At 46.1% G+C, this 26595-nt stretch carries 26 protein-coding genes; 18 read left to right on the plus strand and 8 right to left on the minus strand.

Translation table 11 applies throughout. The features are described 5' to 3' along the window. Window positions 1-411 precede the first annotated feature (411 nt). From yiaY to ABUE20_RS10795, 3 genes are all read left to right on the plus strand, one after another. Window positions 412-1560 (plus strand): L-threonine dehydrogenase, encoded by a 1149-nt coding sequence (yiaY, locus tag ABUE20_RS10785; RefSeq protein ID WP_408619931.1) that lies wholly within the window; start codon window positions 412-414, stop codon window positions 1558-1560. Window positions 1561-1765: 205 nt separating this feature from the next. Beyond that, window positions 1766-2275, plus strand: coding sequence for a hypothetical protein (locus ABUE20_RS10790; RefSeq protein WP_408619932.1), 510 nt, complete (start codon window positions 1766-1768; stop codon window positions 2273-2275). 194 nt (window positions 2276-2469) lie between these two features. Further along, the gene (locus ABUE20_RS10795; RefSeq protein WP_408619933.1) at window positions 2470-3618 is read left to right on the plus strand and encodes a GNAT family N-acetyltransferase/peptidase C39 family protein; all 1149 of its coding nucleotides are present in this window, start codon (window positions 2470-2472) and stop codon (window positions 3616-3618) included. A gap of 124 nt (window positions 3619-3742) precedes the next feature. Here ABUE20_RS10795 and ABUE20_RS10800 read toward each other — a convergent pair whose 3' ends face one another. After that, complete coding sequence (locus ABUE20_RS10800) at window positions 3743-4831, minus strand: iron-containing alcohol dehydrogenase family protein (RefSeq protein WP_408619934.1); 1089 nt, start codon at window positions 4829-4831, stop codon at window positions 3743-3745. A 334-nt stretch (window positions 4832-5165) separates the two neighbouring features. Between ABUE20_RS10800 and ABUE20_RS10805 the strand changes: the two genes are divergently transcribed. The 3 genes from ABUE20_RS10805 to ABUE20_RS10815 are packed head-to-tail and all read left to right on the plus strand — an operon-like array spanning window position 5166 to window position 7742. Beyond that, window positions 5166-6125 (plus strand): ABC transporter substrate-binding protein, encoded by a 960-nt coding sequence (locus ABUE20_RS10805; RefSeq protein ID WP_408619935.1) that lies wholly within the window; start codon window positions 5166-5168, stop codon window positions 6123-6125. Between the two features lie 16 nt (window positions 6126-6141). Then, on the plus strand, window positions 6142-6960 hold the full coding sequence (locus tag ABUE20_RS10810) for an ABC transporter permease (protein WP_408619936.1): 819 nt from the start codon (window positions 6142-6144) through the stop codon (window positions 6958-6960). Continuing rightward, window positions 6957-7742, plus strand: coding sequence for an ABC transporter ATP-binding protein (locus tag ABUE20_RS10815; protein ID WP_408619937.1), 786 nt, complete (start codon window positions 6957-6959; stop codon window positions 7740-7742). The genes ABUE20_RS10810 and ABUE20_RS10815 overlap by 4 nt, the downstream gene beginning before the upstream one ends. Window positions 7743-7790: 48 nt before the next feature. On the opposite strand, the gene ABUE20_RS10820 is transcribed toward ABUE20_RS10815, so the two are convergent. Beyond that, the gene (locus tag ABUE20_RS10820) at window positions 7791-8504 is read right to left on the minus strand and encodes a DUF554 domain-containing protein (protein ID WP_408619938.1); all 714 of its coding nucleotides are present in this window, start codon (window positions 8502-8504) and stop codon (window positions 7791-7793) included. A gap of 224 nt (window positions 8505-8728) precedes the next feature. Further along, the gene (locus ABUE20_RS10825) at window positions 8729-9739 is read right to left on the minus strand and encodes a 2-hydroxyacid dehydrogenase (RefSeq protein WP_408619939.1); all 1011 of its coding nucleotides are present in this window, start codon (window positions 9737-9739) and stop codon (window positions 8729-8731) included. Window positions 9740-10071: 332 nt separating this feature from the next. On the opposite strand from ABUE20_RS10825, the gene ABUE20_RS10830 reads away from it, so the two are divergent. Next, a complete protein-coding gene (locus tag ABUE20_RS10830) occupies window positions 10072-10197 on the plus strand; it encodes a hypothetical protein (RefSeq protein ID WP_408619940.1) in 126 nt (41 codons plus the stop codon). 114 nt (window positions 10198-10311) lie between these two features. Here ABUE20_RS10830 and ABUE20_RS10835 read toward each other — a convergent pair whose 3' ends face one another. After that, a complete protein-coding gene (locus tag ABUE20_RS10835) occupies window positions 10312-11670 on the minus strand; it encodes a class II 3-deoxy-7-phosphoheptulonate synthase (RefSeq protein WP_408619941.1) in 1359 nt (452 codons plus the stop codon). 167 nt (window positions 11671-11837) lie between these two features. Next, on the minus strand, window positions 11838-12128 hold the full coding sequence (gene ubiK, locus ABUE20_RS10840) for a ubiquinone biosynthesis accessory factor UbiK (protein ID WP_408619942.1): 291 nt from the start codon (window positions 12126-12128) through the stop codon (window positions 11838-11840). 89 nt (window positions 12129-12217) lie between these two features. Here ubiK and ABUE20_RS10845 point away from each other — a divergent pair, with 89 nt between their 5' ends. Next, window positions 12218-12670: a GNAT family N-acetyltransferase gene (locus ABUE20_RS10845; RefSeq protein ID WP_408619943.1), complete on the plus strand. Its 453-nt coding sequence runs from the start codon at window positions 12218-12220 to the stop codon at window positions 12668-12670. A gap of 19 nt (window positions 12671-12689) precedes the next feature. Here ABUE20_RS10845 and ybaK read toward each other — a convergent pair whose 3' ends face one another. Together ybaK and ilvY are read right to left on the minus strand one after the other, a co-directional pair. Next, entirely contained in the window at window positions 12690-13166 is a 477-nt protein-coding gene (gene ybaK, locus ABUE20_RS10850) for a Cys-tRNA(Pro) deacylase (RefSeq protein ID WP_408619944.1), read from the minus strand. 17 nt (window positions 13167-13183) lie between these two features. Further along, entirely contained in the window at window positions 13184-14068 is an 885-nt protein-coding gene (gene ilvY, locus ABUE20_RS10855) for an HTH-type transcriptional activator IlvY (RefSeq protein ID WP_408619945.1), read from the minus strand. Window positions 14069-14214: 146 nt separating this feature from the next. Between ilvY and ilvC the strand changes: the two genes are divergently transcribed. From ilvC to ABUE20_RS10880, 5 genes are all read left to right on the plus strand, one after another. Next, window positions 14215-15699, plus strand: a complete 1485-nt coding sequence (gene ilvC / locus ABUE20_RS10860) for a ketol-acid reductoisomerase (RefSeq protein ID WP_408619946.1) — start codon at window positions 14215-14217, stop codon at window positions 15697-15699. Between the two features lie 114 nt (window positions 15700-15813). Continuing rightward, the gene (tcdA, locus tag ABUE20_RS10865; protein WP_408619947.1) at window positions 15814-16596 is read left to right on the plus strand and encodes a tRNA cyclic N6-threonylcarbamoyladenosine(37) synthase TcdA; all 783 of its coding nucleotides are present in this window, start codon (window positions 15814-15816) and stop codon (window positions 16594-16596) included. A 355-nt stretch (window positions 16597-16951) separates the two neighbouring features. Next, the gene (locus ABUE20_RS10870) at window positions 16952-17356 is read left to right on the plus strand and encodes a hypothetical protein (RefSeq protein WP_408619948.1); all 405 of its coding nucleotides are present in this window, start codon (window positions 16952-16954) and stop codon (window positions 17354-17356) included. Between the two features lie 146 nt (window positions 17357-17502). Then, complete coding sequence (locus ABUE20_RS10875) at window positions 17503-18408, plus strand: aspartoacylase (RefSeq protein ID WP_408619949.1); 906 nt, start codon at window positions 17503-17505, stop codon at window positions 18406-18408. 8 nt (window positions 18409-18416) lie between these two features. Continuing rightward, complete coding sequence (locus tag ABUE20_RS10880; protein WP_408619950.1) at window positions 18417-20063, plus strand: VRR-NUC domain-containing protein; 1647 nt, start codon at window positions 18417-18419, stop codon at window positions 20061-20063. Here the strand turns inward: ABUE20_RS10880 and ABUE20_RS10885 are convergent. Beyond that, the gene (locus ABUE20_RS10885; RefSeq protein WP_408619951.1) at window positions 20043-21206 is read right to left on the minus strand and encodes an ROK family transcriptional regulator; all 1164 of its coding nucleotides are present in this window, start codon (window positions 21204-21206) and stop codon (window positions 20043-20045) included. The two genes, ABUE20_RS10880 and ABUE20_RS10885, sit on opposite strands and share 21 nt — an antisense overlap. Before the next feature lie 162 nt (window positions 21207-21368). Here ABUE20_RS10885 and ABUE20_RS10890 point away from each other — a divergent pair, with 162 nt between their 5' ends. The 5 genes from ABUE20_RS10890 to ABUE20_RS10910 all read left to right on the plus strand — a co-directional run bounded on the left by ABUE20_RS10890 (window position 21369) and on the right by ABUE20_RS10910 (window position 26502). Next, window positions 21369-22610 (plus strand): extracellular solute-binding protein, encoded by a 1242-nt coding sequence (locus tag ABUE20_RS10890; protein WP_408619953.1) that lies wholly within the window; start codon window positions 21369-21371, stop codon window positions 22608-22610. 9 nt (window positions 22611-22619) lie between these two features. After that, entirely contained in the window at window positions 22620-23510 is an 891-nt protein-coding gene (locus ABUE20_RS10895; RefSeq protein WP_408619954.1) for a carbohydrate ABC transporter permease, read from the plus strand. Between the two features lies 1 nt (window position 23511). After that, a complete protein-coding gene (locus ABUE20_RS10900) occupies window positions 23512-24354 on the plus strand; it encodes a carbohydrate ABC transporter permease (RefSeq protein WP_408619955.1) in 843 nt (280 codons plus the stop codon). Window positions 24355-24479: 125 nt separating this feature from the next. Further along, window positions 24480-25436: a carbohydrate kinase family protein gene (locus ABUE20_RS10905; RefSeq protein WP_408619956.1), complete on the plus strand. Its 957-nt coding sequence runs from the start codon at window positions 24480-24482 to the stop codon at window positions 25434-25436. Next, window positions 25429-26502: an ABC transporter ATP-binding protein gene (locus ABUE20_RS10910; protein WP_408619957.1), complete on the plus strand. Its 1074-nt coding sequence runs from the start codon at window positions 25429-25431 to the stop codon at window positions 26500-26502. Before ABUE20_RS10905 ends, ABUE20_RS10910 begins: the two co-directional genes overlap by 8 nt. Window positions 26503-26595 lie beyond the last annotated feature (93 nt).

The raw sequence follows: 26595 nt of genomic DNA on the forward strand, positions 1-26595 counted from the left end.
ACAAATCTGTTGACAAATTAATTAACATTTGCAACAATAAAATAGATGTATGATACATAAAGTTGACTATTTTCAATATGTTATCCGTTATCCATTTTTACTCTAATTTTACACATGTTACATATGTCAATTTTTTTTTATTTTATTTAGCATCCAATATTTATCGAAAATTCGTTTTAAAATGAATCTAGATAATTATTTAAGATTTATATAAAAAAGACGGTTATATCAATGATAATGCTTAAGCATTGTTTTTAATAAAAAAGTCACTAGCGGAAATTTAAAGTGCATTTTCCATGCATTTTAAATTTTAATTTAATTGTAAAAAGTTGCTGTAAATCAAATTTTCTTCACGATGCAAATGCAAGAATAACACCCGTTAAAAAACTGTAGCTAAAAGGTGATTATTTCATGAGTAGCACATTTTATATTCCTGCCGTTAACATTATGGGCGAAGGCGCTTTAAAAGATGCGGCACAGCAGATTGAAAACCAGGGTTTCAAACATGCACTAATTGTCACCGACCCTGGAATGACTAAATTAGGTGTTGTTGCACAGATTCAGACTTTACTTAAAGAGCATAATGTTGAGAGTCGGGTTTATGATGGTGTTCAGCCTAACCCAACTGTGAGCAATGTGAATGCAGGTCTGGATATTCTGAATGAACATGAATGTGACTGTGTGATCTCACTGGGTGGTGGTTCTTCTCACGACTGCGCTAAAGGTATTGCTTTAGTCGCTACTAACGGCGGCCATATCTCTGACTATGAAGGTGTCGATGTTTCTAAAAAACCTCAATTGCCTCTAATCAGTATCAACACCACTGCCGGTACAGCTTCTGAAATGACTCGTTTCTGCATCATTACCGACGAAGAACGCCATGTAAAAATGGCAATTGTTGACCAAAACGTCACGCCGGTTCTGTCTGTAAACGATCCAAAACTGATGGCGGGGATGCCTCCATCATTGACCGCAGCTACCGGGATGGATGCTCTGACTCATGCCGTTGAAGCTTATGTTTCAACAGCCGCAAATCCAATCACTGATGCTTGTGCCATTCAAGCTATTGAATTGATCCGTGACTTCCTGCGTGAAGCCGTTCATAACGGTAGCAATATGGAAGCTCGTGAGCAGATGGCTTACGCTCAGTTCTTAGCGGGTATGGCATTTAACAATGCATCTTTAGGTTATGTTCATGCCATGGCTCACCAATTGGGTGGTTTCTATGACCTGCCACACGGTGTTTGTAACGCAGTATTGTTGCCTCATGTCCAACGCTACAATGCTCAGGTTGCTTCACCTCGTCTGAAAATTGTTGCGAAAGCCCTAGGTGTCGATGTTGAAGGCATGAGTGATCAAGACGGTGCAGCAGCAGCCATCAAAGCGATTGAAACACTGTCTAAAGATGTCAATATTCCAGCAGGGCTGACTGAACTCGGCGCTAAAGAAAGTGATTTTGATATTCTAGCCGACAATGCAATGAAAGATGCTTGTGGTTTAACAAATCCCAAACAGCCTACCCATGATGAAGTCGTAGCTATCTTCAAAGCTGCCATGTAATCGACGTTCATTCTTAAAAAAATGATTTAAGCATAAAAGGCTACTGATTTTAGTAGCCTTTTTTAAATCCTGAAAATATTAAATGATATAGATCATTGTCTTCGCTAACTAATAATTTTTCAATTACTAATCAATTGATTTATCTATGAATAAATATATAGAATTCGCTTCCTTTTAAAATAATGAGTTATAGCGGATTTTAAATATGAAAAAACTATGGACAGTAGTTACCCTAGCCTGCTTTTTACTAAGTGGATGCGCCACAATTGTGGGTGATAAAACACAGGTCGTGACCATTTCAAGTACCCCCGGTGATGCAAAAATTTCAGTTCGAGATGAATCGAGCCAGGAGGTCTATGCCGGACGAACTCCATCCACCATAACCCTTAAAAAAAGTAACGGAAACTACTGGGGCAAAAAAAGCTATATCGTAACCATTAGTAAATCGGGGTATGAGCAGCAAACGATACAACTCAGCGCTCACGCCAATGGGTGGTATATCGCAGGAAACTTAGTCTTTGGAGGGCTTATTGGCTGGTTTATTGTTGACCCATTCAATGGCGCGATGTATACGTTATCTCCTGACGTTGTCAACACGACACTACATAGCAATCAAAACTTATCTAAAACATTCCAAAACAATGATGGATTACGTATTGTCTTAGTTAAAGATGTTCCAAAATCCTTACGTCAAAAAATGACCCCCGTACTCTAGAACCGATTAACCTTTCATCATTGAATGTTGTTCAGATTAAACATATTTTGAACAAGGCGCTCTGTAACGCTTAATGCGCGAAACGAGCAGAGCGCTTTCTATTCCTATCGTATTAAGTTAAAACCACATCTTTCATATAGTGGTAAAATTGAATTAGGCGTAGCATAAATAATCTTTATTTATTTAAGCCAAACATGACGACTTCGATCCATTTAGAACCGGCAACCACAGCGCATCTGAATGCCCTACTTAATATTGAATATCAATGCTTCGAGAGTGACCGTATTTCCAAACGCAGCTTCCAACGCTTCATTCACTCCAGCCATGCCGATCTCCAAATTGCTATCCATGAAGGAAAATGTGTTGGGTACGCTCTGGTACTCTATCGCCGTGGCACATCGCTCGCTCGGCTCTATTCGCTGGCCGTTCTCTCCCAAGTGCAACATCAAGGGGTTGGTCTCGCTTTAGTCAAACGGATCCAAAACAACGCTCAACTTTATGGCTGTCATTTTTTACGCCTAGAAGTAGATTGCAATAATCAAGCAGCAATTCATCTGTATCAGAAACTGGGATTTCATGAAATAGACACCCTTCCGGGTTATTATGAAAATGGTAACGATGGACTACGTATGGAAAAACCACTGCAACGTAGTGCTCCAGACTATCCGTCCCGCCCCTATTACGCGCAAACCACACCGTTTACCTGTGGACCGGCCAGCTTAATGATGGCCATGCAGGCACTCGATGCAACCCACCTCATGACACGTCAGCAAGAACTACAAATCTGGCGAGAGGCCACCACCATTTATATGACTTCCGGACATGGAGGATGTGCTGCAGAAGGGTTAGCCCTTGCTGCTTGGCGGCGTGGATTTCAAGTCAGTCTATTTACCAATACCGTCGAAACCCCATTTATCGATGGAGTTCGTTCCGAAGATAAAAAATCGGTTCTCAAACTGGTTCACCAAACTTTTTGTGAAGAGTTGGCTCAAACCGATGTAAACATTTATCACCAAGCGCTCGATGTCAATTCACTTTTTCAATATCTGACCCAAGGTGCAGTGGCCTTAACGCTCGTCAGTACCTGGCGCCTAAACCGCAACAAAGCTCCTCACTGGGTCATGGTAGCACATGCTGATACCCAGCATCTGTATCTGAATGATCCAGATTTCGACACGGATCGCCGTCTAACGCCCACCGATTTGATCCAAATGCCCATCACTCCAGAAGAATTCCGGGCTATCAGCCAGTTTGGCCGTTCCCGAATGCAAGCTTCGATTGTGATCCAATGTTCGCCCAAAAAATCAGTTGCCCATTCAACGAGGGCTGTTGACCTTTCATGATTAGTTTTGCAGCCATCTTAAGCTTGATTGAAGCAAGGCAAACTAATGTACCGTGTCATCACCACGACCAACAACATCGAACACGGCACCTATCAGGGTCAAAGAAATAACAAACTTGAGATCATCAGTTTGACTGAGCCAGAGCATCGACTCGCCGACAAGCGTCAGATAGCATTTCGACACTCACAGGAAAAGGCAATTGCTGCATATCCGGCGTATCGATCGCCTCACGCAGCACTGCATTCCATTCCTGTTCCGTCCAGTCATTTTTAATCATGGCCAACTGGGTTGGAATACCACAAACTTTAGCCAGAGCAATCGCATCCAGAAGTTCGGTATCGGAGCGTTGTTCTAGCGCGAGTAACACCAAGTTACCGTAGCCGACCAACAGACCATGGCCAAATTCACGCACTTCATCATTTACGGTAAATCCTTCATATAGACCGTGAGCCGCAGTTGCATGCGCACCACTAGCCAAAATAGAAGTCATCCCCGCATAGAGCACGATGGCATCGGTCACCTGTTCCAAGGCCAAATCAGATTGGCGAGCATCAAGAGCCGCACACGCTTTTTTACCATAGGTATTAATCAACCGGAAACACAACTCGCTATTAAAAGATGTTAATTGCGGAGCCCCCATTAAATCAGCCGGCTCATGTTTCAACGAACGATATTCATACCATTTGGCTAAAGTATCTCCCAGTCCGGCAGACAACCAGCGTAATGGCGATTCAGCTAAAATTTGAGTATCCACTAATGCCAATTCAGGCGCTTTAGGCAAGTGATAAAGATCTGAAAAATGACCATCATCTAAATAGCGAATCGTCAACGGGGTCACGGCCGCACAGGTAGCAATAATGGTAGGCACCGTAATCAAAGGCAACCCCGTAGCCACCGCAACCGCTTTGCCGGTATCCAGAGCCTTCCCTCCACCGACAGCGACCAAAACATCCGCCTGTTCATCTGTGGCCTGTTGCGTTAGGCGATCAATATGACTTTGAGTACAGGCGCCACCAAACCAGTGATAAGTCGTATTTGGCATTGGGGCCACGTGTTCAGCTAAAACCGATAAAGCCGTTTTTCCCCCTAACACCATAATTTTAGAACCGAATTTCTGACAATATTGGGGTAACTTTTGAATGATTCCAGCTTCACGAATATACCCCGCCGGGAAATGAGCGGTGATGGAGCTAGGCGCTAATGTCGATTCCATGAAATTCTCCTGCATCGTTATTCTTGTTGATCAACTCTCGTAATCTACTCTATCCCAATTACCTTGACGAGTCTCAAGCATACTTTTCAGTACCGCAACTATGAAACACACAGTAGAGATCCGATATGGGGCAATGTGGCGCACCATTATCAAACAAATGCACAAATATAGGACATTTAAACAGACTTAAAATAGCAATAACCAGCCATTCTATTCAGCGCAGCTAGCGTTCCTGTATATACAATCACCACTCCGGCGATTGGCATAATTACTGCTTGATTTTGCAGTCTATTTCAAGGCCGCACCACGGGTCTTCACATAAGGGAGTATGTTCATGCCATATCACCATTCGTTACGTCAGGCATCTAAAGTTCTGGCTGTTCTGGGGTTAGTGACTCTTAGCTCTTCCGTATTGGCCAATACCAAAGTCGCTATTGGTATTTCAGGCTGGACAGGATTTGGTCCACTCGTTCTGGCTCAAAAAGAAGGCTTGTTTGCTAAACATGGTGTCGATGTCGACATTCAGATGATCCCTCAAAAAGATCGGCTGTTAGCCATTGCATCCAACTCGCTACAATGTGCTGCAACCACTATTGAAACTTATATTCCGTGGAATTTAAGGGTCCCCATCAAACAAATCGTCATGCTGGACAAATCTTATGGTGCTGATGGTTTAGCGGCTCGAAATGATATTAAATCATTTAGTGACTTGAAGGGAAAAACAGTTGCCGTTGATGCCAAAGGGACAACATCCTACTTCGGTTTAGCCTGGATGCTCAATGAAAACCATATGAGTATGAGCGATATCAACGTCAATATGCTTTCACCCAGCGCCGCTGCGCAGTCTTTCGTTGCCGGCCAAAACGATGCGGCTATGACTTATGAACCCTATCTGTCGAAAATCCGTGAGGCACCACAGCAAGGACATATTCTAGCCACAACGCTCGATTATCCCATGGTCATGGATTCTTTAGGCTGCCAGACCAGCTGGTTGGAACAGCATCCTGAAGCAGCTAAAGGTTTGGTTGAAGGCTATTTTGACGCGTTAGAAATGATCCATAAAGATCCGAAAAAATCCTATGCCATCATGGGCTCTGTCGTCAAACAAAGTGGTGAAGAATTCGAAAAATCAGCCGCCTACCTCCGCTGGCAGGATCGCTCAGATAACAAACAATTCTTCCAAGGCGTATTGCAAAACTTTACGCGTAAAGCCGGTGATTTGATGCTGAAAAACAAATTAATTCCTAAATTACCAAATTTACAAGGGTTGTATGATGGCCAATACGTACAGTGAGGAAAAATCACGAGCGATGATCAATTCTAGCCATACAAACACTCAGCCGAAACGATGGGGATTAACCCCATTAAAACCAGTCAACAGCTCCCTTAAGTGGGGGCTGGGGATTAGTTTCTTTATCCTATTTGTGGCACTTTGGGCATTCGTCTCATTCACTGGTATTGTTTCATCTACTTTTCTGGCCGATCCGATTTCCATGCTGGAAGAAGGATATGAGCTATTTACTCAATACAATTTTAGCCACGATATCATAGTCACCATTTTACGAGTACTCGGAGGGTTCTGTCTGGCCGCTGTTATTGGCGTCCCGCTTGGGATTATGATGGGTGCCTATAAAGCCATCGAGGCTCTATTGGAACCTTTTGTTTCGTTTTGTCGCTATCTTCCTGCTTCAGCTTTTATCCCGCTACTCATTCTATGGGCTGGTGTGGGTGAACTACAAAAAATACTCATTATCTTTATCGGTTCTTTTTTCCAGATCACCTTAATGGTCTCGGTGACCGTTAGCCAGAGCCGTAGAGATTTAATCGAAGCAGCCTATACACTAGGCTCCAGCCGTTGGGGAGTGGTGAAACGGGTCGTGATCCCGGCGAGTGCCCCAGAAATTGCTGAATCACTACGGCTAGTGCTGGGATGGTCCTGGACCTATGTCATCGTAGCAGAGCTCATTGGTTCTCAAAGCGGCATCGGACACATGATCGTCGACAGCCAGTCACTGCTGAATACCGGACAAATTATCTTTGGGATCATCACGATCGGAATTATTGGTCTCATCAGCGATATGCTATTTAAACGTTGTAATCGCCGACTATTTGCATGGAGTCTGTTATGAGTCAGTCACTGCTTCAGGTCAAAGGTGTCACACGCATCTTTGAAAGTGCCAAGCAAGCCCCCGTACAGGCACTCACCCCCATCCATCTGAACGTCGAAAAGAATGATTTCGTCACGATTTTAGGCCCCTCAGGATGTGGAAAATCGACTTTATTACGGATTGTTGCCGGCTTAGATACTCCTTCGTCAGGTCAGCTATACCTCAATCAAGCTCCGATTACCGGTCCCAGTGCAGATCGGGGCATGGTCTTTCAAAGTTATACACTTTTCCCATGGCTCACCGTCGCCGAGAATATTCGCTATGGCCTGACAGAAAAAGGAATGAATGCTAAACAGCAGCAGGAAATCTGTCAGTATTACCTCAATCAGGTGGGCCTGAAAGATTTTGCCGATCATTATCCCAGACAGCTATCGGGGGGAATGCAGCAACGAACCGCCATTGCACGCGCTTTAGCCAATTCGCCGAAAATGCTGCTCATGGATGAACCCTTTGGCGCATTGGACAATCAGACCCGAGTGATGATGCAAGAGTTACTGCTCAATATCTGGGAAAAAGAAAAAACAACCGTCATGTTTGTCACCCATGATATCGATGAAGCCATTTTCATGGCCAATCGGGTGGTTATTTTTAGTGCGCGGCCGGGACGAATTAAAACAGAACTAGCAAGTCCGTTTGAACATCCTCGACATTACACACTGAAAACAACACCCGAGTTTATGGCTCTAAAATCACAAATTACCGAAGAAATCCGCCAGGAAATGCTCGATGCCTTTTCGGCCTAATGCGCGCCATCTTCAATATATAGGGCTCGGTTGAATAGAGCCCTGTTTTTATCCCATAAAATGCCGCCAGAGATAAGAAAACGGCAAAACCAAAATTAGTCCTGGTAAAAAATTCACAACCGCAAAGTTCATGATCTTCGCCATCCGAAACCCGATAGCGATCATGATAATGCCACCTACAGCGGTAAAATCAGCATACGCAAAGGCGTCCATGTAAGGCATGATCGTTTTTGCCAGAAAGAATAGAATGACCTGAACTAATAACTGCACACTGGCGAGCATCGCAACCGCCGGACCTAAAACGATGGAAAAGATCATCGACGTCAACAGATCCATCATCGCTTTCACCAGCAACAGCTGATAACTTCCATTCAGACCTTCGGTCATCGCACCGATCACCCCTAGGCCACTAGCACCAAACAACGCAATAAGCGCCGTAAACTGCTGTGAAAACTCATCTTGAGATAGACCGTGTGGCACCGGGAGTAACTTTTTAAAACGTTGCTGTAACCACTGAGCACCACGAGTAATTCCCGCTTCTAAAGAACAGAGTTCACCAATCGCCGTCCCCAGGATCAATGCCATCACCACCACCGGTAAAAATTTTACCTTCACGATCATATTGATACCGATCGCTATCGACGCCAGAGCAAATGTAGCAGGTAACCCTTTTTGTAAACGAGATGGAATGAAACGAGACATCGCCGATCCGAACAAACCACCAATAATAATGGCCCCACTATTGATAAATGGCCCAATCATAGAAACTCCTTATATTCACAGCTAGGGGCTTTTGATCTTTCGTGGTTGAATGTCGCGCCAATAAAATGCGCTTTAACAAGGCACGGCTTGTAATGCCTAATCAGTTTCGCGAACAAGGCGCAGCAAAATTTGCCCCAGAAGAGAGCTGCCCGAGTCAATACCACCCCATGAGCTATCGGCAGAACACGCATTCCACCGCATAGCCCACTTAAAATATGTTTTAATTAATGTTGATCTGGTGCACTTTGCCGAATTTCATTTGGGGTTGATTCACCATTTAAGAGGCATCGAGCATTAGTTAAAGTAACTGATGCAATCGCATCCAGTGCTTCCCGAGTTAAAAAGGCCTGATGACCGGTGAAAATCACATTATGACAAGCCGATAAGCGACGGAATACATCATCCTGAATCACTTCATCGGAGAGATCTTCAAAAAACAAATTCTGTTCGTTTTCATAGACATCCAGAGCGAGTCCCCCAAGGATGCCTTTTTTCAGTGCTTCAATGGCCGCCACCGAATCAATTAATTTACCACGGCTGGTATTAATCAATACTGTTTGAGGTTGCATCAGAGCAAAAGCGTGTTGATCAATCAAATAAGTACTTTCTTGAGTTAACGGGCAGTGTAATGTAATCACCTTGCAAGATTTCAGCAATTCATCGAGATCCACATAGCGTCCACCCAACGCAATAAAATCATTATTTTGATAAGGGTCGAATCCCAGCAATTCACAACCGAATCCCTTTAAGATCCGTGCAGTGGCCACACCAATTTTACCGGTACCCACCACCCCGACAGTTTTACCGTGCATATTAAAACCAGTCAGCCCTTCCAGATTAAAGTTAGCATCCCGAGTACGTAAATAAGCTTTATGAATGCGGCGGTTCAATGTCATCAACAATGCAATCGCGTGTTCAGCCACGGCTTCAGGGGAATAGGCCGGTACTCGAGCCACCCGAACACCCAGCCGATGCGCGGCATCGAGGTCAACATTATTAAATCCGGCACAACGCATCAACAACAACTTAACGCCATAGTCATGCAGAATTTGCAGTGTTTCAGCGCTAATATCATCATTTACAAAAGCGCACACCGCATCAGCCCCTTTGGCTAAAGCTGCAGTATTGGCCGCCAGTGCAATTGAAAAATATTCCAGTTCAAACGAAAACGCAGCATTGGCCCGCTCAAAGTATTCGCGATCATACTTTTTGGCACTGAATAAACAAATTTTCACGACAGACTCCCTTTAAACTCTCAAAAGATAAAACATAAAACCTTTTTTATTAAAGGGTTATAGAATCTCAGGTATTTTCCACAGCCCTTTTGTATAAAATAACATGATTAGCAAGATCCGTGGGAAGAAACTACGCAGAGAACACAGTCCATATCGATTCAGATGCTACAAAAAAGAGCCGACAAAACAACACCGCTTTGTTACCCACAAGCCCCTTGGGTCTGATCCAATTGTAAACAAAGTTCTAGTTATGCCAATTCAGGTAAAGCACATAGAGGGGCGTAAAACATAGCGTTACAGTAAAATTATCTCAGTCATTCAAGGATAAAAAGATGTTTAGGATGATAATAATAGCCATTGTCGCTATCGCATTATCTGGCTGTGCTGGTTTGGGCCCATTTGGCAATCATGGGGAACACAGTGGCGGACACGGTCCGCAGCCCTATCAAATGCACTAAAGTCCGTTACAAGTTTAACTTATCAGCCATAAAAAAAACCCCAATCATTGGGATGTCCAACGATTAGGGGTCATTTCAAATTACGGCTTTTTTGAATTTCAATATCAGTGCTGATTAAGCGACAGCATTGTGAGCCGCTTTGATATTATCAGCAATTAAAAATGCCAATTCCAGCGCCTGATCGGCATTTAAACGCGGATCACAATAGGTGTGATAGCGTTCTGCCAAATCATGTTCGGTGATATGGAAAGCACCGCCGACACATTCGGTCACATTACGCCCCGTCATTTCAAAATGAACACCACCGGCATACGAACCTTCGCTGGCATGAATTTCGAAGAAACTACGCACTTCCCGCAAAACATCATCCACACGACGCGTTTTATAGCCATTCGGAGCTTTGATAGTATTGCCGTGCATGGGGTCACAGCTCCAAACTACCTGTTTCCCTTCACGTTCCACCGCACGAATCAACCCTGGCAGATGTTCCGCTACGTTATCGGCGCCCATACGCACGATCAGATTCAAACGCCCCGCTTCATTATTCGGGTTAATCGTATCGATAAGGCGCAATAATTCATCAGGATCCGTCGTTGGACCCGCTTTAAGACCAATCGCATTTTCAATACCACGAGCAAATTCCACATGTGCATAATCGGGCTGGCGGGTCCGGTCACCAATCCACAGCATGTGTGCTGAACAGTCATACCATTTACCGGTCAAACTATCGCAACGGGTAAGCGCTTGCTCATAAGGCAGCAATAATGCTTCATGTGAAGTATATAATGTCGTTTCACGCAGTTGAGGCGTGGTATCAGAGTTAATGCCACAAGCATTCATAAACTGCAGTGACTCATCGATACGACCCGCGATATCACGGTAACGATCCGCTAATGGACTTTTTTCGACGAAATCAAGGTTCCATTTATGAACCTGTTGCAAATCAGCCAACCCACCTTGGGCAAACGCCCGCAGTAAATTCAATGTCGAGGTGGACTGATGATAAGCTTTTAACATCCGCTCTGGATCAGGGATACGCGATGCCGCATCGAAACCGATCGCATTGATGATATCCCCCCGATAAGAAGGTAATTCAACGCCATCCACGACTTCAGTATTGGCACTACGAGGTTTAGCAAACTGCCCGGCAACCCGACCAATTTTAATCACCGGTTTTTGTCCCCCAAAGGTCAAAACAACGGCCATCTGCATTAATGCTTTAAAGAAATCACGAATATGAATGGTACTAAACTCATCAAAACTTTCCGCACAATCTCCACCTTGTAGCAAAAACGCTTCACCCCGAGCGACTTTTGCCAAGTCGCTGCGCAGCGCACGCGCTTCACCAGCAAAAACCAATGGTGGTTGTCCGGCCAACTGTTTTTCGATTTGTTCTAATGCCGTCTGATCCGGATATTCTGGGATCTGTTTCGCCGGTTTTTGTCTCCAGCTGGACGGTGTCCATTCGGTCATGATTACTATTCCCCGTGAGCGATATATAAAAACGCTAATAATAGAGATTCTGTGGGTATTGAAAAGCCCTAAATGTACTTTTTTTATGCTTACCACAGAATCGTTCGGTAAGATGGTTATTTACCATATATCTAAGCGACTAAAAGCCGTTGGGGCCGAGTATTTAACTAATCTTTTCCCGGCTTTTCAGACTGAGATTCTACCCCAGATTGAGCGTCTGCTTTCGCCTCAAGTTCCGCTACTCGAACTTCCAAAGCGATTAACTTTTCCCGGGTTCGAGTCAATACATTCGCCTGAACGTCAAAATCATCACGACTCACCATGTCAAGTTGGGCCAGTTTGGCCTGTAGAACTTGTTTTACACGCCGTTCAAATTCATCCCCGGCAGATTTAATTCCAGGAGGAACCAACTCCCGAATTTGCTTGGCTATTTCTTCGAGTTTATTGGGATTTAGCATAGTTTGACCTTATCGATAAATAATCGCATTTCTTGTATTGTAGTTTAGGGCCCACCGCGATGTCTGACACTATAGAGGATCTTTCAAGAATGATAAATTGGCAGTTAAAAACTTTCCAACAACTCAGCCTAGAGCAGCTGTATGCACTTCTTAAATTGCGAGTCGATGTGTTTGTCGTCGAGCAAAACTGTCCTTATTCGGATCTGGATGATCTCGACACCAACCCTCAACTCCAGCATTTATTAGGCTACCATGGCGAGCAACTCGTCGCTTATGCGCGGTTACTCCCAGCGGGGCTGACGCATCAAACCCCCAGCATTGGTCGGGTCATCGTTGCGAAAGAGGCTCGGAGAGGACAGGTCGGCTATGCACTGCTCGAAGAAGCGATTCGGGCCACTCAAACACTCTGGCCTAATCAACCGGTTACCATCGCCGCCCAGCAGCATCTGGAGCATTTCTACCAGAACAAAGGATTTGTCACGATAAGTGACACCTTTCTAGAAGATGGGATTCCCCATGTTCATATGCAACTGGCGCCTTAAGCCATCCGTATCATCGCGATTAAGCCGCGGCAATCGGAACAAATTTACCGTTCAATAAAGTCATGACGGGTTTAGGGGCGATCTCAAGAGTCAATCCGCGTTTGCCGCCACTCACATAAATATGCTCTAAAGCCTCGGCAGATTCATCTAAAAACGTGGGCAGCCGTTTTTTCTGGCCAATAGGGCTAATGCCTCCTTTAATATAACCAGTGGTTTTTTCCGCCAAAGCCGGATCGGCCATTTTCATCTTTTTAATACCCGCCGCTTTGGCCAGTTTTTTTAAATCCAGATGCCCGGCAACCGGCACAATCGCCACCACCATATTGCGAGGATTCTGTTCATCGCAGGCAATCAGTGTTTTATACATCGCATGCGGATCTAGATTCAGTTTGGCGGCAGCTTCCCCGCCGAAACTATCGGCATTCGCATCATGTTCATAATAAAGGAGTTGATAATCAATTTTAGCACGTTTAAGTGCCTGTACAGCTGGAGTCATAACACTCTTCTTCGTTGTTAATTCAGATGAGAAGCAAGTTGCCAGAATCGCTGCACCAACGGTTCATGCAAATGCTTAGATAATGCACAAATTCCCAAATCAAACGGCTCGATCGGCACTTCGGCGGCCACTTCAACCACGCGATCACTGACGGGACTGTTCGAAAGCACCACATCCGGGGCAATCCCCACGCCACTGCCTAAAGCCACCATACTCACCAGCGCTTCATGCCCGGCAACCGTCCCTACAATAAGCGGATCAATCGCCATGCCAGCGAACCAATCTTCAAGACGACGTCTGGCCGGCCCGTGTTCCGGTAAAATAAAAGGAACCCGATTCCAGTCGATGGGCGTTTGATCCAAAAGCTCTCGCGCCAGACAATGACTCTTTGGCGCAATAATAGATAACGGAACTTTCGTCATACTGACAAAATTTACCGACATCGGCAAGGAATCCGGACGGGCTGCTAACGCCACATCAACCTGCCCATCGCGAACCATTGATACCGCCATCGCCACATCGCCGGTCATCAACTTAATCTCGGCCCGTGGACAGATGAGACGAAATCGATCAATCAATTGCGGAATATGGCTGTAACTGGCTGTCACCGAACAATACACTCGTAGCTCTCCGGAGAGATCGGCCCCCCGCCCGGTTAAGTCAGCCTGCAACTGTCGCCAATCCGCAAGCCACTGCTGTACAAAGCGCTGCACTTGTCGGCCGGCATGCGTTAATTCGACACTCCGTTTATCGCGAGTAAAAAGCACAACGCCTAATTCTTCTTCTAAACGTGCAATACTCCGGCTTAAGGTCGACGGACTCACGTGCATGGCTTCACTGGTTCGAGCAAAGTGCAAACTATTCGATAAATGTAAAAAAAGCTCCGCACTGCGCTGATCCATACTCACTCCAAACTCTTATTGCATTTTCTGCAACACTCTATTTCGAATATATCATTTTACGCAATACGCTGTGGCTTTTATAGTGTTTAGATAATAAACCGAATGCATGCCATTACTGGCAAATCAAATTCAGGAGAGCACTTCTTATGGCAAACTATTTCAATACGCTGACATTGCGTCAGAAATTAGCGCAATTAGGTAAATGTCGATTCATGAGCCGCAATGAATTCGCTGATGGTTGTAACCTAATTCGCGACTGGAACATCGTGATTGTCGGTTGTGGTGCCCAAGGCTTAAACCAGGGTCTGAACATGCGTGACTCCGGCCTGAACATCTCTTATGCACTGCGTCCAGAAGCCATTGCTCAAAAACGTAAATCATTCATCCAAGCAACTGAGAACGGCTTTAAAGTCGGTACTTATGATGAATTGATCCCAACAGCGGATATGGTCGTCAACTTAGCCCCTGACAAACAGCACTCAGATGTCGTTTCTAAAGTCATGCCATTGATGAAACAAGGCGCTACACTGTCTTACTCTCATGGTTTCAACATCGTTGAAGAAGGCATGCAAATCCGTCCTGACATCACCGTCGTCATGATGGCTCCTAAATGCCCAGGTACCGAAGTGCGTGAAGAATACAAACGTGGCTTTGGTGTGCCAACCCTGATCGCCGTTCACCCAGAAAACGATCCCAATGGCAACGGTCTGGAAATCGCAAAAGCCTATGCGAGTGCAACTGGCGGTGACAAAGCAGGTGTTCTGGAATCATCCTTTGTTGCGGAAGTGAAATCAGACCTGATGGGCGAACAGACAATCCTGTGTGGTCTGCTGCAGACGGGTTCTCTGCTGGCTTATGACAAAATGGTTGCCGAAGGTGAAGATGCCGGTTACGCCGCCAAACTGATCCAATACGGTTGGGAAGTGATCACTGAAGCGCTCAAACACGGTGGGATCACCAACATGATGGATCGCTTAAGCAACCCTGCGAAAATCAAATGTTATGATCTTTCCGAACAGCTCAAAGAAGTCATGACCCCACTGTTCCAGAAACATATGGATGACATCATTGAAGGTCACTTCTCATCTGGCATGATGGCTGACTGGGCCAAAGGTGATCCTGATCTGCTGCGCTGGCGTGAAGAAACCGGCCAAAGCGGTTTTGAAAATGCACCTGAATCAGATGCCACAATTCATGAACAAGAATATTTCGACAAAGCCGTATGGCTCGTAGCTTGTGTCAAAGCCGGTGTTGAATTAGCTTTTGAAACCATGACTTCATCAGGCATCATTGCTGAATCAGCTTACTATGAATCACTGCACGAAGTTCCGCTGATTGCCAATACCATTGCGCGTAAACGTTTGTATGAAATGAACGTGGTTATCTCTGATACAGCTGAATACGGTTGTTACCTGTTCTCCCATGCAGCGGTACCTCTGCTGCGCGATATCGTGAACGGTTTGAGCGGTGAATACATCGGTTCAAAAGTCACTTGGGAAGATACCAGCGTTGATAACCAGCGTTTGATCGAAGTGAACCAAGCGATCCGTCATCATCCGGTTGAAGTCGTCGGTTACAAACTGCGTAGCTACATGACTGACATGAAACGTATTGTGGCTGAAAGCCTGTAAGCTATTACTGCGTTCCATCGAGAGCCGCCACTTTTGTTGGCGGCTTTTTTTATGAGAGGCATGTTGGTTTATCATCAGGCTGCTATAATCAGCGCCCAGATTTTGGAGGTCGATATGTCATATCAGCAACGTTTTGGGGGCATCGCCAGACTTTATGGTGCCAAAGCCCTTACACAATTCTCACATAGCCATGTTTGCGTCATCGGCATTGGTGGCGTCGGCAGCTGGGCTGCCGAAGCGCTGGTGCGCAGTGGCATTGGTGAAATCACACTGATCGACCTAGACGATGTTTGTGTCACCAATACCAATCGTCAGTTGCACACCCTCGCCTCAACCATCGGCCAGTCGAAAACCGAAGTGATGAAAGAACGCATCCTTGGGATTAATCCAGAATGCCAGTGCCATGAGATTGAAGATTTCATTACGGTAGATAACTTAAGTGAGTATATCGATAGCCGCTTCGACTATGTCGTCGATGCCATCGATAGTATTAAAGCCAAAACCGCGCTCATCGCGCATTGTAAACGGCAGAAAATCAAAATCGTGACCGTTGGGGGGGCTGGCGGCCAAATCGACCCGACCCAAATCAAAATTGCCGATCTAGCCAAAACCATCCAAGATCCATTGGCTTCGAAGGTGCGATCTGAGCTGCGGCGTAAATATAATTTTAGTAAAAATCCCAAACGCAAATTTGGCATCGATTGTGTCTTTTCCACCGAACAGCCAATCTATCCCGATGGCAATGGCGAAGTCTGTGCAGCTAAAAATGCCGACGGCAGCATGCGAATGGATTGCTCCGGAGGCTTTGGTGCCGCCACTCATGTAACCGCCAGTTTTGGAATGCAGGCCGCCGGACGCGTTCTAAAAAAACTTGCCGATCAGGCTAATTCCAACTAAGCCCATACCATGATAAAAGCCATCCGCAAACAATGACCTCGAATACGGATGGCTTCTCAACACCTTTCGGACATCCCGATTCTTATGCGTTCGACCCCGAAAACACGGCGACACGATCACAAGTGCATTGCTATTTTTAGCGCAAAATACCCTCATTAACATGTTTGCATCATGCATAAAAATATTATAATGGCGAAGACATGTTGATCATTCATGGTTGAATAGTGTTCAAATCAAATCCATTTTGAACAAGGCGCGGCTTGCGAAGCTAATACTGACCCCATTCAGATACATTCGCTGCGCTCACAAGGTAGCTCCAGCATATCCTGACTAAATCTTAACATTTGGAAGGATCATGAAAATATTCAAAGTAAGTTGTATTGGAATACTGGCGTTGACTCCTGCGCTGGTCATGTTACCGGCGGCAGCACAGTCACAACCGCTCTCACAAGAAGCTGCGGCTCCAGCCGCCAGTAAAGTCGATTCCATGCTCTGCTATTTATTTCAAAAACGAGACCGGGAACATCTGACGCGACCGATTACGGCTACACTATTGCTGACCAGTGATGATCCTCAGGTTGCGGATCAAATCCGCCATATTGGGGCTGATATCATCAGCCGTTCATCCGAGGAACCACTCCTTACCATTAATATCTTTACTCGGGAACAGTTAAATAAAATAGCGAAACTCCCAGAGGTTAAACATATTGAGTCGGCCTATTTCCAGTTAGGTCCTGACGCTCCCAAGGCGAAGCCATAGTCATTTATCTGTTCATTCTTTACGCGAGCAGCAGGGATGGAGATGACTGAATAAAAAATCAAATTTTAAGAATAAAAAATCGGTTGCGAGGGCTAACCATAGGTTATAAGCTCATCTTAAGTTTTTATATTGTTAAAGGATTTATCGTGGAACCAATTAAAAAGGTCGCTGTGATTGGCGGAACTCATGGCAATGAATTTTCAGGCGTCTATCTACTCAAAAAATGGCAACTCCATCCAGAAAAATATAACTCTAGGGATCTAGAAATCAGTACCTTATTTTCTAATCCCAAAGCCTTCGAAGCCACTAAACGCTACTTGGATGTGGACTTAAACCGACAATTCCGAGCTGACCTGCTGGCTGACCCAACACTCGGGAATTATGAGCAGTCTCGCGCCAAAGCGATCAGCCTGTTCCTAGGGGATAAAGACGCGCCTAAATTTGACTTTGTCCTGGATTTACATAACACCACCAGCAACATGGGACCTTGTTTATTACTGGTTCAGCAGCATCCGATGTATAATCTGATGGCTGGTTACGTCAAAATGAAAATGCCGGAGGTGAATATATCACGGGATGAAGACCATAAAACTCGTGATGAACACCACCTGCTGGCCACCATGGGTAAATTTGGAGTGATTGTCGAAGTGGGTCCGCAGCCTCAAGGATGTCTGCGTCATGATGTTCTGGAATGGATGGAAACACTCACCGATCATATTCTGGACTTTCTGGAACTGTATAACAAAGGTGAACTACCTAAGTTACCTGAACAGGTTGAAGCCTATCGCTTCTTAGAAGAATTAAAAGTGCCTGTCGATAGTGAGGGTCACCGTGCCGGAACCATCCATAAAGATCGGGAAGATAAAGATTTTCAACCGATGAAAAAAGGCGATCCGATGTATATTACATTCGATGACGAAGTGATCACCTATCAGGGTGAACAAACCGTTTATCCGACGTTCATTAACGAAGCCGCATACTACGATAACAACTTAGGGATGTCGATTTCAGAAAAAGTCATGATCGATGTCTACAGTAAACATAAATCTTAATTAAACATATGAGTGACCCTGTTTCCACGATTGAGCTACCTTCAGATTATTATCTCACAAATTTTTGGCAACTCATTGATGGGGTCACTCAGCGCTATGACGATCTCTTAACTCCTCACGAACAACAGCTTATTGCAACCCTTTGCAGTTTAAGTTTGGATGCACAGTTACTCTATGTCCGTCTACTCTGCCGCAAGGGGATCTATTTTCGTTTCGATAAACTTCGGTATTCTGAAATTGGCGATATGGATGCCGCATGCATTGAACTTAAGCAAGCGCAGTTAGTCGAGATCAATGCCCCTCTAAGCTGGGACGCCATCGGCCACATCTGCACCGTTTCCGAGCTACGGACATTCGGCCCGTTTGCCAAAACACTGGCCAAACCCCAGCTGCTCGCGGCATTAGCCGAGCAAACGCCCCCAGCTCAACTCTCATTTGATGTGCTCACATTGCTGGAAAACGACTGGCTCACTTTATTTAGTCTGTTGTATTTTAATAATCCCCACCAGAATCTCACCGATTTTGTACTCAGTGATTTGAAGGTTCGACAATACGAACAATATCGACTCGATAAACAGACACGTCTTTATCAGGACCGAGCCCAAATCGAACAGGCCTTACAGCTGGCTTTACTGGCCGATGAGCTAGAACAACAACCGAAAGGTGGCTCATGGCCGATCGATCCGTTGTTGAGCCAATTACCGGAACCACTCGAACACCCGGCGTTACAGCGACGCCGTCGACGCATTTTAGAAAAAATAGCCCGTGAATATGAACGGCGAGAGCAACACCCCACCGCATTGGATCTGTACACGCAATGTGATTCCGCCTTTAGCCGGGAGCGACAGATTCGCATTTTAGCGAAAACAGCGCCTGAGCAGGCACTGCAATATCTGGAGCAATGGCAAACTCACCCTCTCAGTTTGAGTGAACAACAGTTTATCGCACCGTTTCACTACCGTTTGGCTCGCCAGCTCAAACGGCCTATTGATCCACCCGCCACGGTTAATTATCAACGAATTGACTGGTCGCAGCCGCGAATGCCTCAGGCCCCGGAGCAATCCGCTTTAAGTGTGTTACGAGAGCAAGGCTGGCAAGGGGTACACTGTGAAAATGCACTTATCAACGGAATGCTAGCACTGACCCTTTGGGACATTTTATTCATGGATCAATTGCCCGGGGTATTCTTTCATCCATTTCAGGCGGGGCCCGCCGATCTTTACGCTCACGATTTTATCCACAAACGCCAGCCCCAAGCGGACCAAGCTCTGGAGTCGGTTCTAACCCCTTCGTGGCCCACGCTGATCCGCCAACGCTATCGGCAAAAACAGGGACTAATCAATCCTTTATTCGACTGGCAGGCTTTCCCCGAATCACTTTTGGAGGCAGCCCTCACTCACGTTCCAGCTCCAATCTGGCGACACTTGTTTGATTATCAACTCAGTGACTTAAAATTGACCCGGGCCGGCATGCCCGATTTATTTGTCTGGAACCACAATCAATATGGCTGGATTGAAGTCAAAGGCCCTCACGATAAACTCCAGAAGAATCAACTCATCTGGCTGGAACAATTACAACGACTAGAGCAACCCGTTGCCGTCTGTTTTTTAGGTCATAATGAACAAGCCCAAGACTCACCGCTCTATTTCCGGTAACTGCGGATCCAGCATAATCGGCAGTGCGGCAGCCCCCAGTACAGCTGCCTCAGAACCGGTTCGTCCGATACGGATCCGACTTTTATTCGGCATTTTTGAACTCACCGATTGATAAAGTGGGGCCAGACGATTGACCAATTTATCCAAAATAGTCCCCGGGATCATCCCCCCGAAAATCACCGCCTGAGCATCAAATAAACATTCAATAATATTAATGGCCTGCCGAGTGGCCGGAACCGCCACAGAAAACCATTGTTCCAGCCGTTCATCACTTAAAGAAAGCAATTGATCCGGGGTGGCATCATAACCCAACTCGCAAAACTCATAGGCTGCCTGCAGTGACAGATAACGTTCCAAACAGCCATGATTACCACAAAAACATAAACGGCCTTCAGGTTGCACTACGATATGGCCAATTTCACCAGCGTTGTGCGAAAACCCCTCATAAATATGCCCATTCAGATAAATCCCAGCCCCTAGCCCTTTATTAATAAACAAATAAATAAAGCTACGCAATTGCTGCGCTTCACCATATAAACGTTCCCCCAACGCGGCAGCCGTAGCATCATTTTCAATCCATACCGGCAACTGGAATTCGTCCTTAATTTCCTGTTTGATATCGATCTCTTCCCATCCAAACACAGTCGTCGGTCCAGCACTGGTAATGCCTTTCACCCCAAAAGGTCCCGGCATGACCCATCCGATCCCCAGTAAGCGTTTCCAACTAAATAACTTGCTATGGCTTAGTTTATGCAACTGAGCTTTGACTCGGGTCAGGATCATATCCGGCTGATAACAATCCAATCGTATTTCGCAGCGTTGTATTTCATGACCAGCCAGATCCACGACCATAATGGTTAACTGTTTCTGATCCAAGTGGATCCCGATGGAGCATGCTCCATCGGGATTAATTGATAATGGGATGGCGGGTTGTCCTCGACCCAAACGATTCGGTTGGTGAGATTGTAACCACCCCGTCGTTTCCAGTTCTCTGGTAATGTTAGATACGGTTTGGGGCGTCAAATTCGTCAAACGAGCAATTTCGGCCCGTGTTAATTGTCCATGTAGCCGGATAATTTCAATCACTACGCGCCGATTATGCAATTTGGCATGTTCGAGGTTTGTTCCTGATAAAGTAGTCATAACACTTCCCGTTTTGAGAAAAATCCAGCAACATATAAAGCAGTTTGGATTACCCTCTTATTGAAGGGATTATTGTGCCCTCAATTAAAGCAATCAAATTGATTTAATAAATGTAAATTGTTTCTTTGCTCTATCGAAACGAATCACAAGGAGTCACAGATCATGAAAACATATAAAAGCTGGTTGGCTTTAACACTAACGGCAGCATTTAGCGTATCATCCTATGCCAGTGCCCAGACGACAATCAATGCCTTATTTATGTCTCAGGCCGCTTACAGTAAAAATGATATTGAAGCCATGACCCAGGATTTTAGTAAAGCCAATCCGGATATCAAAGTTAATCTGGAATTTGTGCCCTACGAAGCTCTCCACGACAAAATCATTGCGGCTAAAGGCGCCGGAGCCAATGGCTATGATGTCGTACTCTACGACGTCATCTGGCCTGCCGAGTTTGCTAAATTCAAAGTACTCAAAGATGTCACTCAGCGTATTGATCCATCACTACAAGATCAAATATTTAAAGGTGCCTGGACCACCGTTCAGTATGATCATAAATATTGGGGCATGCCTTGGATCCTAGACACAAAATACCTTTTTTATAACAAAAAAATTCTGAAAGAAGCCGGTATTCAACATCCGCCCAAAACCCTTCAGGAACTTTATGATCAAGCCTCTCTCATCAAACAGAAAGGGCTAGTCAAATACCCACTGGTCTGGAGCTGGTCGCAATCAGAGGCTCTGATTTGTGATTACACCACGTTGACCTCGGCCTACCAGGGAAAATTCTTCAATAACGGTCAACCGCAATTTGCAACAGGCGGAGCATTAGAAGCATTGACCTTTATGAAAAAAACTTTAGATAGCGGCCTGTCGAATCCGAACTCTCGTGAATATTTAGAAGAAGACGTACGAAAAGTCTTCTCCAGTGGCGATGCCGCTTTTGCCATGAACTGGACCTATATGTATAACCTCGCCAATGATCCCAAACAAAGCCAGATTGCCGGTGAAGTGGGTGTTGTTCCAATGCCTGGCGATGACACTCAGCATGTGGCGGCTGTCAATGGTTCGATGGGGCTGGGGATCACACAGGCCAGTCAGTATCCGGATGCCGACTGGAAATATATCAGCTACCTGACATCACAGAAAGTTCAGGAAAAATATGCGAAACTCAGTCTTCCGATCTGGAAATCATCCTATGACAAACCGGCCATTCAGCAAGGCCAGGAAGAGTTGGTCGAAGCGGCTAAACAATCGATTGGAGCCATGTTTGCCCGCCCTCAAACCGCTCAATATCCCCGTTTATCCAACACGTTACAGCAGCAACTTCAGTTGGTTCTTCAAGGGAAACAACCCGCTGAAAAATCGATGCAGCGAGCTGATCGGGTTATTAGCCGGTTGCACTAGGGGGAATCGATGCTGACATTGCCACAAAAGGCACGTCGTCGGGCATGGGGACTGATTCTCCCCATGCTGATTGCGATGGCATTATTAACACTGTATCCGCTGCTGCGAACGATATTCCTGAGCTTTACCGATGCACAGCTGATCAGCAATGGCGCATTCCCGCACTGGGTCGGTTGGGCTAATTATGTCGATGCACTCACCGATCCTGATTTTCAAAACGCCTTTGGTCGCAGTTTATGGTTTACGCTACTATCGGTTGCGCTAGAAGGCGTCATCGGGGTCTTAGTCGCCTTATTATTAAATCAAAAATTTGTTGGACGAACATGCTTACGGGTCTTAGTGATCCTCCCCTGGGCACTACCAACCATCGTCAATGCGATGATGTGGCGCCTCAACTTCAACCCCGATTTTGGTAGTATCAATGCCCTACTCACCCAATTAGGTCTACTCGATCACTATCAAAGTTGGCTAGGCGATCCCAACCGAGCGCTTTACAGCGTCATGTTTGCCGATATCTGGAAAAATTATCCATTGGTTACGCTACTAGTACTGGCCGCCCTGCAAACGATTCCAGAGGAGTTATATGAAGCCGCTAAAGTCGATGGGATCCGTGCTTGGCTCCGCTTTAAATCCATCACACTACCGGCCATCTTCGGCCCCCTGTGCGCGGTATTAGTCCTGCGAACCATCGATGCGTTTAAAATTTTTGATATTATCTATGCGATGACTCGTGGCGGTCCAATGGATAGCACTAAAACCGTTAGCTTCTATGTCTATCAGCAATCTTTTACCTATCTTGAAGCCGGAAGTGGAGCCGCTTACGCATTGCTGGTCACACTCATTTGTGCCGCTTTGATTTCGCTTTATTTACTCCTGTTACGTCGCCAGTCGAGGTCTTAGTATGCCAACCTCTCCGCTTAAACAAGTTTTAATCTATGTGGCAGCCCTCTTGGTGGCGCTCTCTATTCTCGCACCTTTGCTATGGCTGTTTCTAATGAGTGTCAGCTCCGCAAATGATCTCACTCAAATTCCACTGCGCTGGATCCCCAGCCACTGGGATTTCAGCCGCTATCAACAACTATTGTCACTGGCACCGAACAGTCCCGGGCGATTATTTTTACAGGCCATGCTCAACAGTCTGATTACCGCTACCGGAGCCACGTTGGTCTCCGTGTTATTGGCCATTCCCGCGGCATATAGTTTTTCCCGCTACCCCGGACGCGAAGGCTGGTTATTGGCGTGTCTGGGAATGTACATGGTCCCGCCTGTTGCCTTTATTTTACCTCTCTACTTCGTTTTGCAACGACTCGGACTTTTAAATACCCATTGGGGACTGATGATTGTCTATTGTTCACTCATCCTGCCGTTCCTGACCTGGATGATCAAAAATCAGTTTGATGCCCTGCCTCAAGATATCGAACAGGCCGGACGTCTCGATGGACTATCGACCCGCCAGATCCTAACCCAAATTACATTACCATTGGCTAAACCGGCCTTGGGAGCCGCAGCCTTGTTTGGCTGGTTACTAGCCTGGGATGAATTTTTTTATGCCTTACTATTCACCAATAATGCGGATGCGAAAACATTACCGGTGGCAATTGCCGATTTTATGGCCGGACGCGCCACCGATGACGGACTGATTGCGGCGACAGGGATCATGGCCTCCGTCATCCCCTTGATCATCGCGATTCTACTACAGAAAGTTCTCGTCAGTGGTCTGACCGAAGGGGGCAGCAAGGGATAGCTTATGACCGACGCCTATGGCTGCCTTTGTCAGCCACGATGTTTTGCGCATCCAGCGCTTCTATCTTATTTAGTGTTTATGCATCATCAAAACACGTTCAGTCTGCTCACACTCAAGGAATGCTTATGACAGAGCAATCTGCACCCACTCTTTATATTATTGGCAATGTCAATATTGACCTCATTATGGGCCCGTTGGATCAATGGCCACAACGAGGCACCGAAGCCCTGTTACCGACCAGCCACTGGCGGGTTGGGGGAAGTGCCGGCAACTCTGCCCTAGCCGCTCAGGCATTGGGGTTCCCCTATCAAATTATTGCCAATCAAAGTCAGGATATTTTTGGGGATTGGCTCGCGGGTCATTTTCAGCAGGCCCAACACTGGCCCCGCACCGATACGCCAGCCTCCATTACGGTCGGGATCACGCATAGTGACGGGGAACGGACCTTTTTCACCGGACAAGGCAATGTCGAGCAGCTCTCATTAGCTGAAGTTTTAGAACAACTTCCCGAACACCCGGTTGCTGGCTCAATAGCCCTGCTTAGCGGGGCATTCTTGACACTGTCGTTACTGGATGACTACCCTCAACTTATTCACGAACTCCATCAGCGAAACTACCAAGTAGCCCTCGATTGTGGTTGGCCTCCGCAGCAATGGGATCGCATGCGCAAATGCGTTATCCAATGGCTAAACGGCGTTGATCACCTGCTTCTCAATGAGATTGAGATCCAACAGTTATCGCAACATGATGTGTTATCGGATGCCGCTCAAGCACTCGCCTCATATATGCCATCAACAGGGCAGATCGTGATCAAACGGGGCCCACGAGGAGCGAGTCATTATGCCAACTCGCAATGGTGCCACTGCCCGGCTCGCGAAGTCACCATCATCGATAGCGTTGGCGCCGGTGATATTTTTAACACCGGTTATTTAACGGCGCGCATGCAACATCAACGTGTTGAAACCGCTCTGTGTTGGGGAACAACACTGGCCAGTCACGCTATTTCCAGCCATCCTCGGCACCTGATGAGTCAGGCCCAATTAATCGCAGCGATCCAATCGGAGGGCACGAGCCATGGCTAGTCTTGAATTATGTCAGGTGGCCAAAAAATATGGTCACCAGTACGTCATCAAGCCTTTAGATCTTAAAATAGAAGAGGGGCAATTTACGGTGTTAGTCGGCCCTTCCGGATGCGGTAAATCAACCCTGTTACGACTTATCGCCGGCTTAGAAGCTATTTCTGATGGTGATATCCGCATTGGCGATCAACGGGTCAATCATATGGAACCGGCCAAACGGGATGTCGCTATGGTCTTTCAAAGCTATGCCTTATATCCACATTTAAATGTCGCAGAGAATATGGCGCTGCATATGAAAACCAAAGGGGTTGCCCCATCCATTCGCCAGCAAAAAGTTCAGCAAATTGCCGATATTCTGGGCATTACGCCGCTATTAAAACGGTTACCAAAAGATCTGTCCGGCGGTCAACGCCAGCGTGTTGCGATGGGGCGAGCAATGGTGCGCAATCCCAAAGTTTTTTTATTTGATGAACCGCTGTCTAATCTGGATGCCCAATTGCGCATGGAGCTGAGAGCCGAAATCAAAGCATTACATCAACAGCTTAAAACCACGACTGTATATGTGACCCATGATCAGATCGAAGCGATGACGTTAGCTGATCAGATCGTGGTGATGAAAGACGGATATATTATTCAGCAGGGTTCACCATTGGAAATTTATGATCACCCCAAAAATACTTTTGTGGCCCAATTCATTGGTTCTCCACCGATGAACCTACTTCCGGGGGAAGCTATTCAACAAGGCGAACGCTGGTCTATTCGCTGCCATGGCATCGAGTTACCGATTCCATCCTCTCAATTAGGGCAACCGCTGACCGCAGGAATGCCATTACAATTGGGGATCCGGCCGCACCAGCTCAAACTCGCATCGACAACCCATGGCCCCAAAGCCGTCGTTCGGGTCGTCGAAATGACGGGGGATCAATCATTGCTGCATCTAAACTGGCAGGGGATCGCGCTTTATCTGCAACATTATGGGCGACTAGAACTTGTAACCGGCGATGAAGTCAGGTTGGACATCAATCCGCAGGCCATTCATATCTTTGATGAAGCCGGGAATCGACTTTAATTTAAGGATGGGAATCGAAACCCATAAAAAATAATGGAGTACCCGGTGACACCGATTGCTGCACACGGGACTCCATAGGGAACATGCTGTGGT

This window comes from Celerinatantimonas marina, from assembly GCF_046054165.1.
GTDB lineage: Bacteria > Pseudomonadota > Gammaproteobacteria > Enterobacterales > Celerinatantimonadaceae > Celerinatantimonas.

Bases quoted from the DNA above. Each gene is read 5' to 3' on its own strand.
- yiaY (WP_408619931.1), top strand. From the start codon at position 412: ATGAGTAGCACATTTTATATTCCTGCCGTTAACATTATGGGCGAAGGC.
- ABUE20_RS10790 (WP_408619932.1), top strand. From the start codon at position 1,766: ATGAAAAAACTATGGACAGTAGTTACCCTAGCCTGCTTTTTACTAAGT.
- ABUE20_RS10795 (WP_408619933.1), top strand. From the start codon at position 2,470: ATGACGACTTCGATCCATTTAGAACCGGCAACCACAGCGCATCTGAAT.
- ABUE20_RS10800 (WP_408619934.1), bottom strand. From the start codon at position 4,831: ATGGAATCGACATTAGCGCCTAGCTCCATCACCGCTCATTTCCCGGCG.
- ABUE20_RS10805 (WP_408619935.1), top strand. From the start codon at position 5,166: ATGCCATATCACCATTCGTTACGTCAGGCATCTAAAGTTCTGGCTGTT.
- ABUE20_RS10810 (WP_408619936.1), top strand. From the start codon at position 6,142: ATGATCAATTCTAGCCATACAAACACTCAGCCGAAACGATGGGGATTA.
- ABUE20_RS10815 (WP_408619937.1), top strand. From the start codon at position 6,957: ATGAGTCAGTCACTGCTTCAGGTCAAAGGTGTCACACGCATCTTTGAA.
- ABUE20_RS10820 (WP_408619938.1), bottom strand. From the start codon at position 8,504: ATGATTGGGCCATTTATCAATAGTGGGGCCATTATTATTGGTGGTTTG.
- ABUE20_RS10830 (WP_408619940.1), top strand. From the start codon at position 10,072: ATGTTTAGGATGATAATAATAGCCATTGTCGCTATCGCATTATCTGGC.
- ABUE20_RS10835 (WP_408619941.1), bottom strand. From the start codon at position 11,670: ATGACCGAATGGACACCGTCCAGCTGGAGACAAAAACCGGCGAAACAG.
- ubiK (WP_408619942.1), bottom strand. From the start codon at position 12,128: ATGCTAAATCCCAATAAACTCGAAGAAATAGCCAAGCAAATTCGGGAG.
- ABUE20_RS10845 (WP_408619943.1), top strand. From the start codon at position 12,218: ATGATAAATTGGCAGTTAAAAACTTTCCAACAACTCAGCCTAGAGCAG.
- ybaK (WP_408619944.1), bottom strand. From the start codon at position 13,166: ATGACTCCAGCTGTACAGGCACTTAAACGTGCTAAAATTGATTATCAA.
- ilvY (WP_408619945.1), bottom strand. From the start codon at position 14,068: ATGGATCAGCGCAGTGCGGAGCTTTTTTTACATTTATCGAATAGTTTG.
- ilvC (WP_408619946.1), top strand. From the start codon at position 14,215: ATGGCAAACTATTTCAATACGCTGACATTGCGTCAGAAATTAGCGCAA.
- tcdA (WP_408619947.1), top strand. From the start codon at position 15,814: ATGTCATATCAGCAACGTTTTGGGGGCATCGCCAGACTTTATGGTGCC.
- ABUE20_RS10870 (WP_408619948.1), top strand. From the start codon at position 16,952: ATGAAAATATTCAAAGTAAGTTGTATTGGAATACTGGCGTTGACTCCT.
- ABUE20_RS10880 (WP_408619950.1), top strand. From the start codon at position 18,417: ATGAGTGACCCTGTTTCCACGATTGAGCTACCTTCAGATTATTATCTC.
- ABUE20_RS10885 (WP_408619951.1), bottom strand. From the start codon at position 21,206: ATGACTACTTTATCAGGAACAAACCTCGAACATGCCAAATTGCATAAT.
- ABUE20_RS10890 (WP_408619953.1), top strand. From the start codon at position 21,369: ATGAAAACATATAAAAGCTGGTTGGCTTTAACACTAACGGCAGCATTT.
- ABUE20_RS10895 (WP_408619954.1), top strand. From the start codon at position 22,620: ATGCTGACATTGCCACAAAAGGCACGTCGTCGGGCATGGGGACTGATT.
- ABUE20_RS10900 (WP_408619955.1), top strand. From the start codon at position 23,512: ATGCCAACCTCTCCGCTTAAACAAGTTTTAATCTATGTGGCAGCCCTC.
- ABUE20_RS10905 (WP_408619956.1), top strand. From the start codon at position 24,480: ATGACAGAGCAATCTGCACCCACTCTTTATATTATTGGCAATGTCAAT.
- ABUE20_RS10910 (WP_408619957.1), top strand. From the start codon at position 25,429: ATGGCTAGTCTTGAATTATGTCAGGTGGCCAAAAAATATGGTCACCAG.